The organism is Candidatus Zixiibacteriota bacterium (assembly GCA_035380245.1).
Classification (GTDB): Bacteria; Zixibacteria; MSB-5A5; order GN15; family FEB-12; genus DAOSXA01.
Window position 1 is genome coordinate 1 of sequence record DAOSXA010000014.1, and the last position, 9,902, is coordinate 9,902.

A 9,902-nucleotide genomic window follows, 5' to 3' on the forward strand; every position below is an offset into this window, starting at 1 on the left:
TGTATTCCCGTTTGCGATAGTTGTAGTAGTGATCGCAGTACCGCTTCAGAAGCTCAGACGCCACCTGCTGCAACAAGAGCACGCCATCAAAGGTTTCCGGATTCAGACGGGTTTCGGGCAGGTAGAGCGTGTACCAGTTCGGGTCCCCCAGCAGACGTTGGATGCCATCCTTGGTGATGTTCAGGTTGTACCAGCTCCGTTCGCGCTTGAACCGCTCCAGCTCGAAAAAGAGACTGTCTATGTCCAGCAGAGCCAAATGCTGTTCACGCAACGACACCTTGTCCTTCTGGTTCGCCAGGGGTGTACCGCGTGACTGCATGGCCTGAATGCGCGGGTACCAGTCGGCGACTACCGTGTTGTGCGTCATGTAGTCCGGTATATCCCCGACAGTGGGTACCGCTGCGTCTTTCTTGAAGTCATATTCCTTGCCGTCCGAGGCCTTCCGCCTAGGGCGGAGGATTTTGAGCTTCTTGCCGAAGTCATAGGTGACATTGAGCGGGATGGTAATGATCTTGCAGCGTTCGTTTCCGGGAAGGCCTTCCTCTTTGAGGAACTCGCGGAACTTCTCCATGAAGTCGGCTTCGATCCCGAACACGTTGAGGGTTTCCAGCTCCTCAATGAAGGTCGGCCGGAGCGGAGCATGGGAATGGCCGCTGCGCTTAAGGCTCCACTCATAACCCTTCAAGCGGACACCGCGTCCGAAGAGCTGTATAATCTGCGAGCCTTCCGACTTTCCGACATGCATCAGGCCCATGGTGCTGACTCGCCAGCAGTCCCAACCTTCAACGAATTTCTTGGAACCGATAAGCAGGTTAATCGGTGACGTTGAATCCTTCACGGAGGCAAACATCGCCTCGGTAAAATCACTGTCTTCCACGGTCAATTGTGTTTTGTTCTGTTTTGCCACTTCGGCCACGTGGTCGCACAGGCTCTTGGCATCACCGACGTTGATCAGACCGAAGGGCGTCTCGTTCGTGCCCACACGCAAGGCCACTTCGCCGGATTCGCCTTTGATGCGATCCAGTGACAAATGACCGCCTGCGGCATGGTTGAACAGCCTGGCGAGAATATCCCGGTAGAGGGCTTCAACGGTTTCGCCGCCATTCATGGCCCGGGCCAGATAGTTAAAGGCCCCGGCAAAGATGTCGTTGCTGTGCTGATCCAGAAGTCCCAGCCTTTGCCCTCCGCCGGTTAACAAGGCATTAATTGTCGCTTGGCTGTTGGCTTGTCCTTCAAGAAACTTTGCAATAAAACAGATGATCTGGGCAACGTCAGCAGCAACGATCTTCTCGTCGTTTGTGCCGCCTTTTGCTTTCGAAACCGTGCTACCCACGAACACCCATAGCGGCTTTTCCAGGTTGAATAACTCGAAATCTTTTGCTTTTTCCTCGTAGATGCGGAGTTGCTGATAAAATTTGAGTAAACAGGCTGTCAGGTAATCAAACTGGACCTGCGCGAACGTGCTCGGCATATTCAGGATCTGATAATCCTTGCCGAAACCGTCCTCATAGAACCACCGGTAGGAGTAATCGAAAACGACCGTCTTGGCGTAGCTGTTCTCAAAATCGGCATTGCCTGATGCCTGAACAGCCTGCTCAAAGGTGGCCGAATACTCAAAGGTAAACCCCTTGGCGCAAAGGTCTGAACGTCGGGTGAACCAGACGCCTTCCTCTTTGCCGCTCATGCCTCGATGCCCTTCGTCAACCAGAAGCAGGTTCTGATCTCCCAGGCTTCGCGTGGCGATGGTGTTTGGTCCCTCCTGATCGGCAAGTTTTGTGATTTCCAGCACATCCACACGCTCAAGGCCCTGGGCCAGAGCGAACAGACCGCCACGGGATTGCAGGTAACTGCCTGCAGAGATATTGCTTTCCCGGAACTCAGAAATATGCTGTTCGGACAAACGCTCGTTGGGCGTCAGCAGGATGACCCGGGAGAGTTCTTTATCCTTCCCATGCTTTGCGGCGTAGTGCCGGTATTGCAGCAGGTTGACGTGCATCAGCAGCGTCTTGCCGCTGCCGGTGGCGTTCTGCATGCAGAGCTTATTCAGGTCATCCTCGTTGTAAGGCGGCACATCGGTGTAATCGTCCCAGTGACGGTTGAAACGTTCAACAAACATATTGAGGTCGTTTAGCAGACCCTCGCGGTTACCGAAGAAACGATCCAGATAGATCTCGACAAATAGCAGGGTGAGCCACTGGTAATATTTCCATACCACCGGCCGGCGACGCTTTTCATTGATCGCCTGGGTATGTCGGACAATGTTCTGCTCATAGGTCAAGAGCATATCGCGACTGATGCGAAAGCCCGGGAAATCAGTCATTGGATCGGCATAGCTGAAGAGCGGGCTATCGCCGAGATGGTGGTAGAAGAAATGCAGATTATCCTTGTCCAACCCTTCCAGGCGCGGATCACGGATGGGTTCGGCCAATTTGTGAAAGGGGCGAACCACTTTGCCATTTACGTTGTGTTCGGCAAGCGGATCGATGCCGAACAGACTGACGAGCCACTGATTGAGCAATAACTTGTCGCGGAATTTATGACGTGGCATCACACCGCCTCCTTATGTGTTATCGCCATTCCACATGCGCTTCATGAACTCTTCTTCGATGAGGCGGACCTTCCAGTTCTCGTCATCCAGCTTCAGATTGGGCAGATTGTTGCTGCCGTTGACGTAGATGGTGTCGAACTCGAAATCGCGTGTGCTGAAGCGGTTCTTCTGGAACCATTCATCCAGCATCAGGTTGTCCTGCTCGATGTCGTCGGTGAGTTTGCGCCAGACGATCAGGACCTTTTCCTGCTGACCATTGTTTGGATTGGCCGGGTCCTTGGGCACCCAGCCTTCGACCTTACGGAACCACCATGGGCCGCCTTCGTACGGCCGGATGCGGTCATCCACCACCAGCTTGGTTTGCTGGTCCTTGGGCAGCCCCGGGTCCGTAATACGCTTGAAGGTCGCCTGAAAGGGTTGCGGCACGGATGTGTGCAGCACGCGTAGACCGATCAGGTAGTTGAAGGTCTCAATCAGATCGACCGCACGGGTTGCGTACTCGTCCGTCCCCGGCTTTTTTACCTCCAGGGTATAGCCGGTCGGATCAGCAAAAGCATCGATGTTGAGCAGCGATTGACTACCCCGCGTCTCCACATCCAGCAGGTAGCGGAGCATGTAGTCTTCCTTGAGCGCTGGATTAACAGCTACCGCCTTTTTGCGCTGCGGGTTGTGGTCGAGGCGCAGGTTGTTGAGCGTGTCCTCGTAGGATTCCAGGCGGATGTATTTGAAGCAGTGGGAAACACCGGTATGACGCGCCGTGGGTTTGCCGTCATTCCAGTTTTCGGAATAGACCACCTTGGCGATTCGGGGCTTGAGCACCGTGTCGAAGTAGTCACCCATTTCAACGAGGATGTATTTGCGTTTGCCCCTATCGTCACGATTGAGGTTGATTACGGCGTGGCCAGTAGTGCCAGAACCGGCGAAATAATCAAGTACCATAGCTGCTTTGTTTTCATTGGTACCGGCGACAACCGAGTCCTTTACAGTAAAAAGTGATTTTGGGTACGAAGCCGGAGCCTTTGGTATTATTTGGTTAAGGAGTTGAGTGCCATGGTTATTCGCCGAATATCTCGAATCCACCCAGTTTGACTTAAAATTGAATTTCTTCTTAAGCCTCTTAATATCAAAGACATCTCTCTTTTTTAGATAGTGAACTTTGAGCTCATCCTTTACGTTTTCAACTGTATTGCGTGCGAATCGCCATTTCCGCTCAATACCTTCAGGGTCAATTGGATATATAGCAATTACGTCGCCATCTAATTTCTTGTTAATTTCTGGATGGAAGTCCTTTGGACACACATCTCCAAACCCAACTATCTCTCCATTCTTAACAATAATGGGGTAAAAGCAGTTTGGACCCGCCTCTCTTAAAGAATCGTCGCCTGTCACATCCCTAAAATTTCGCTCGTCCCAATCTGCTTCATTTTCTCTAAGTTGTTCGCCAATATATCTTCCTGGCTTCGGATAAATGAAATATGCATATTCATGTGTAAAAGAAAAGTTGTCACCTTGCTGACCTGAAGGATTATGGTTAACGGCTATGCAACTTTTTTCATGGATTTGGTAGTGTTGTGATAACAGTTGCCCAAGAACTTCCTGCTCAACTTCATCGATTGCAACGGTTAGAACAGAGTCTGAAGTTTGAAGACACTTAGCTAATTGCAGCCTGCTATCCATAAGACTAAGCCATGAAGAGTCACGGTATGAGTTTTTGTATAGTATTTCTGATGATTTCGCGTTGTATGGTGGGTCTATGTAGATACACTTAACTCTTTTTTCGAACGCACCTTTTAGAAGAGACAACGCCTGAAAATTCTCCGAGTGAATCAGCAGGCCATCGCACTGCTCATCAAAGTTTTCAATCGACGCCAACAGCCTGGCTTTGAAACTGTCATCGAAAAAGCGGGTATCCAGCACCAGCTTGTTGTTCGCCTTGAGGAACTCGACTTCCAATGGTCTTGTAAACTCGATCTCTTTCGCACCGAACAAATCCCCAGTTTGCGCCTTAGTGGCTCTTTGCGAGTTTCCAATTTCGTCAATGGCAAACAGTCTGATCCACTCTTCACACTGAGCGTCACAGGCCGCCACTTCCGCGTAGAGTTCCTCCGGAACCCGATCGAGAGTGATGCAGTAGTTGGTTTCAATAATGAACTTCTTCTTTAGCCAGAGCTTTTTCTGGAAATTCTCAAGCTGGGCCAGAAAGTCGATCAGCTTGCCCGCGATTTTGCGCAGCACCTTGATCTTGGCCAGATAGCTTTCGACCGCCGGGGCTTCGGCGTTTTCGATATCGTCGAGGCGCATGACCTCGTTCTTGATGTAGAAGTCCAGCTCCCGGCGCAGGAATCCGCCCAGGTCCTTATGGATGAAATAGTCCATGGTGTTACGAGCCGTGTACTGGTTCACGTACTTTGCCAGTACGGGGCGATTCTTGTCGCTGTCGGTTGGAGCGAGAACCTTGAGCAAACGCAGATACTCCGCGGCCTGTTTTTCGTGTGAGCCACAGGCGGCAGCCATGGTTTGGAGACGCTGAAGAATTGTCTCCACCGCCTCAGCGTTGCGCTTGTCCCGCCAGGTTTTTTCCTGGCCGGTTTTTTCCGGATCGGGCCGGTATTCGAAATTGACGACCAGCTCGCCGGTTTCGGTCAGGGCGACGGGATTTTCAGCATGCAGAATGAAAAACCGCTTGTTGGCTTCGGAGGCCTTGACGTTGCCATGCTCGCCCTCGGTGGCCTCGACGACGCGAAAATGGACCTTGAGCGGGAAATCGGGGATGTTATTCAGTACCCGCTCCTCCTTCGACATCTTCCTGACTTCGTCGGACTGTGTGAGATCGAAGGTGAAATTGGAAAAAAACTCGGTGCTCTTTATGTAATACTGATCCATGTTGGCCCAGACCAGTTTTACTTCCTCTCCGTTGTAAGGCACGGCAAAGGGGGCGGCCTTGCCGGGCGTTTCGCGGGTGTAATATCGGCGGGAGATGAAGTCGCCGTCGTCGTAGTAGCGCTCAAAGAAGCGGTACAGGTGGTCATAAACATCGGCCTCGGCGCTGGCGGTATTCTTGACCGCATCCAGCGCGGCCTTGGCCTTTTTGACCGGCTCGGTCTCTTCCGGATTGGGTGCGCCGAAATCCTTGGCGGTCTGAATGGCCTTCTCATAGGCAGCCTGCAGCTCGACCTTGCGGGCCTCGTCCACATCACCGAAGGCATCCGCCACGATTTTCAGAAGGTCGGTGCTGATGAAGTCCTGAACTTCCTGCGCCTTGACGTGCATGATCCGGTAGAAGCCAAAATCAAGGTCCGGTTGGTCCAGTCGGAAAAGCTCAGAGAGTTTTTTCAAAAGACGGTTTCGAAGTTGCTCGGTGGATGGCATCCTTATCATCTCCTGATTTATTAAATGACTCGCCACCGGATGGTAAAAACCGGTGTGACTATTGTTTTCTGTTGCATCCGTTTTTCGAGCGATTCCACGAGAAGGTCGCGCTTTTTAGCAATCTCGTCCTCGATGTCAAAGATCCGCTCGCGCAAAGTGCGCTTCTTACGCTCGAGCTTGGCGATTTCTTCCTGCAGGCTGTGCTGCTCTTCGATCGTAGGAGCCTGGCGGCTGCGCCGTTGCAGGTCGCGGATCTGACGCTTGGTATCGTCCAATTCTTTTTGCGCCGCCATTTCCATGTCCTCGGCCCACTTGTCGAGTTGGTCGCGGGCCTCGGAGAAGTGGCGGTTGTTCTCCTCCAGGTTTTTGGCCAGGGTCGCCTTGGCATGGCGCTCCTGATCGCGCATGAGGCGTTCTTTGGCGGAATCCGGAATCGCGGCAATGGCACGGACCTGACCGTTGCAGTTAAATAGCTTTTCGCAGGTTTCCTGATCGATGTTGTTACCCGCATCGTCCATTCCCGAGAAAAGTAGATACTCCTCGGAATCAAACGAGTCGATGTGCAGATGCTGGAGGCTCATCCATCCTGATTTTCCCTTCAACCTTTCCACAACCACAATGCGGGTTGAATGACCGGTGATGTCAAAAACCACTTCAGCAAACGGACAAGATTTTTTTATTGCTTCATGGATGACATATTCCCCTAACGGGTGGCTCAGGCGATACAGGTATTCGCCAAGAACATTATCCTGCGTTTTAGAAATCAGTTGATAGTGGCCATCCGAAACATTCGCGACAGGACTGTTATGGAGGGAGAACGAGAAGCTTTTATCGTCAAAGTCAGCGTTATTGTTCAAAATATAACGAGTGACCATCCAGAACAAACGTCCGATGCGATCCAATCGCTCCTGAGTCCCAGTCAAATTCACTTTCAGCCGGTCGTGCACATCCTCATCAAAATGTTCCAGCAGCATTTTACGTGTATCACCCATCTTGGTTTTGATCTGCTCTTCCAGATCCGCCTGTAATCTCTCGAATGCAACCTGAATTTCTTCTTCACTTCGACACCCCTGGTAAATTTCCAAGATGCGACGTTCAAAATCTACCCCAGTTTCAATGGAGCCGAGAACATCATCACTGGCGCCGAATACGCCTGTAAACAGATTGAATTTGTGTTCCAGTAACTCATATACACGTCTGTCGGCAGCATTACGCTCGTTGAGGAAGTTAATAACCACAACGTCGTGTTTTTGACCGTAGCGGTGGCATCGTCCTATCCGTTGTTCAATGCGTTGAGGGTTCCAGGGGAGGTCAAAATTGACAATAGCCGAGCAAAACTGAAGATTAAGCCCCTCACCTCCTGCCTCTGTTGCAATTAAGATACTCGCCTGCTCCCTAAATCGATCAATGATTGCTGCTCTAAGATCCACTTGTCGAGAGCCAGTCGCCCGACCTGATTCTTTATTGGCGACAAGCCATTCCTGATAAATCTTCCCGGAGACATCATCCTTGTTAGTGCCATTGAAGGTAAGCACCTGACCGGCATAGCCATTCCCTTCTAGGAAATCTTTCAGCCAGTTCTGGGTCCGCCGAGATTCGGTAAAGATGACCACCTTTTTGGCTGCTCCCATTTCTTTCATGACACTGAAACCGATATCCAAGGCTTTCAGTAGCGCTCTGGTTTTTGTGTCGATACCGAGGCTTCTGGCCCAACGAATATAGTCGGTAAGCTCGTCAATTTCGGCATTTAGCTTTTCCAGGTCGATCTTCTTGACCTGCAGCTCAGTTTCCTTCTCAGGCGTCGAGGTTTCATCGTCCAGAGATGCATCCTCTTCGTCTTCGAGAATCTCATCGAGAAGGTCGTCATCAATATCTTCACCGGAAATCATAAGGTCCAGAGCGCCCGCATCTTGCTTGATTTCGTCTCTTAGCTTCAGCAGACGATCACGCATGATCTCGAGCGTTCCAGCAACGGCATGAGGCGAGGACGCGAGAACTTTTCGAACAAGAAGTGTGAGTAGGTGTTTTTGCCCAGATGGAAGCGCATAGGTTTCGTCACGCATGAGATAGCTGGAAACCGCCTCATACAGTTTGTGCTCTTGCTCCGTGGGCTTGAACGGTCGGGTAATGAGTTTGCGCTCGGTGTAGCGCACGAATTCGATAACCTGGCTACGGAGCGAACGCCAGCAGAATGCGCCCAGGCGTTCCCGCAGGCCGGAAATATCACCGCCATAGTTGATGTACTGCGTTCTGAAAGATGCCAAGTCACCAAACAGCCGGTCATCGATCAGGGTCGAAAGGCCATAGAGTTCGAGCAGGGAGTTTTGCAGTGGTGTGGCCGTCAGAAGAAGCTTTTTGCGATCTTCTGTTGCCCAACGGATACGCTGACCTAGCCGATTGCTTTCACGATAGGCATTACGGAGCTTGTGGGCTTCATCAATAACCACAAGATCCCAGGCTATCTCTTTGAGTTCTTCCGCTCGGCTGGCGGCAAAGTGCATGGAGCAAATGATAATTTGCTTGTCTCTGAAAGGATTCGGAACACCACGCTTTTGCTGATCTTTATAGATTTTTGCATCCAGAACGATGGATGGTAAGTTGAACTTTTCGGAGAGCTCCAATGCCCACTGCTTCCGGAGAGAGGCAGGGCTGACAACTAGAATGTTTCGTCTGCGTTCCGCCCAGTATTGACATAGCACAAGACCTGCCTCGATGGTCTTGCCAAGGCCAACTTCATCAGCGAGCAACACACCCTTTGAAAGAGGTGAGCGTAATGCGAAAAGGGCTGCTTCAATCTGGTGAGGATTGAGGTCTACACACGCATCAAATAACGCACGGCCAAGACGATCGACACCAGAGCCGCCGACCCGGCTCAATTCATGCGCGTAGTAGCTTGCATGGTAGTCTGTAATCATTCTTTCAAATCTTTCTTTTTGAGATCCACCGCACCGCCAGCCTTGACCCACTCGTCAACTTCGTCTTCTTTGAACTCCCGAAGATGGCCCATACGATTAGCTGGTACCGACTTCGTAACCATCCGGCGGGAAACACTGGCATGGTTGACACAGAGGTACTTGCCTCCTTCATCTACTGATAGCAAACGATTTTCCATCTTGGCCATTTTTCTATCTCCTCAGATTTATTGGCCTTCCTGCTTAAAAGAAAGCGTTCACAACAAATTTTCTCATTTTCTCGTGACAAACTCCGTTTTACATTGCGCCTAAATCCGTAGTTGAAAACTGTCCTTATGCTGTCTCGAAAAATATCTCAAAAGAATTCAATGGATCAACTATTGAATAAACCCAAGACCATAAAGGACGCTCAAAATCATGTTATCACAAGAGGTTTAGAAAAAGGAAATCATTAAGGTTATGTGTATTAACTAGTTTCTAACTTCAATTACTAATGTTTCTAATATTTGTTGTTAAGATAAATGATATTCATTCTAAAGTGTCTTTCACTTTCATTGGCGATTCAACCTAATTCATACCGATCTCTTGCCCCTCTTACCGACCTCTTCCAGATCCTGAAGTACTTTGCACCTATATTGAATTTCTTGACAAACTCGGAGTATTCCGGCCAGATGGGCGCTCTGTAGAATTCGCTGCGGCCTATGCCTCCGTTTATGACATATTCGGGCAGAGGGTTGGTCCCGTAGAAGACCGACCGGGCCATTATCTGCCATCTTCTGGTGAAGTCGGTCCAGTTACAGCCGAAGGCTTCCCCCGGCTGGATTATGGCCAGAATCTTCGGAGCCATCCTGTTCTCTAGATAAAGCGCCTGATAAGCCGCGGCGCCGTCCGCACATATGAAAAGCAGCGAGAACCTGGACGGATTATGGTCTTCGCCGTACTCTTCGGTCCTCTCGAATATGAACCATTCGGCGAAGGGCTTCTCGAAAACATCCGAGTAATGGTCGGGGCGGTGGTATTCGGCACGGTTTGGGGTGACCCTGATCCTCCAGCCGTTCGGCGCTAGCTGGCTC

5 protein-coding genes are annotated in these 9,902 nt (G+C 50.8%); all 5 read right to left on the reverse strand.

The genetic code is table 11. The features are described 5' to 3' along the window. Window positions 1–2,548 (reverse strand): DEAD/DEAH box helicase family protein (locus PLF13_14715; protein HOP08521.1); only part of this gene is annotated, 2,548 nt, incomplete at its 3' end. A gap of 12 nt (window positions 2,549–2,560) precedes the next feature. Next, entirely contained in the window at window positions 2,561–5,917 is a 3,357-nt protein-coding gene (locus PLF13_14720; GenBank protein HOP08522.1) for a site-specific DNA-methyltransferase, read from the reverse strand. Between the two features lie 20 nt (window positions 5,918–5,937). Next, on the reverse strand, window positions 5,938–8,832 hold the full coding sequence (locus tag PLF13_14725) for an SNF2-related protein (protein HOP08523.1): 2,895 nt from the start codon (window positions 8,830–8,832) through the stop codon (window positions 5,938–5,940). Further along, entirely contained in the window at window positions 8,829–9,038 is a 210-nt protein-coding gene (locus PLF13_14730; protein ID HOP08524.1) for a transcriptional regulator, read from the reverse strand. The genes PLF13_14725 and PLF13_14730 overlap by 4 nt, the downstream gene beginning before the upstream one ends. A 353-nt stretch (window positions 9,039–9,391) precedes the next feature. Further along, window positions 9,392–9,902 (reverse strand): hypothetical protein (locus PLF13_14735; protein ID HOP08525.1); only part of this gene is annotated, 511 nt, incomplete at its 5' end.

Excerpts from the sequence above, each read along its gene's own strand:
- PLF13_14720 (HOP08522.1), bottom strand. The coding sequence starts at position 5,917 with ATGCCATCCACCGAGCAACTTCGAAACCGTCTTTTGAAAAAACTCTCT.
- PLF13_14725 (HOP08523.1), bottom strand. The coding sequence starts at position 8,832 with ATGATTACAGACTACCATGCAAGCTACTACGCGCATGAATTGAGCCGG.
- PLF13_14730 (HOP08524.1), bottom strand. The coding sequence starts at position 9,038 with ATGGCCAAGATGGAAAATCGTTTGCTATCAGTAGATGAAGGAGGCAAG.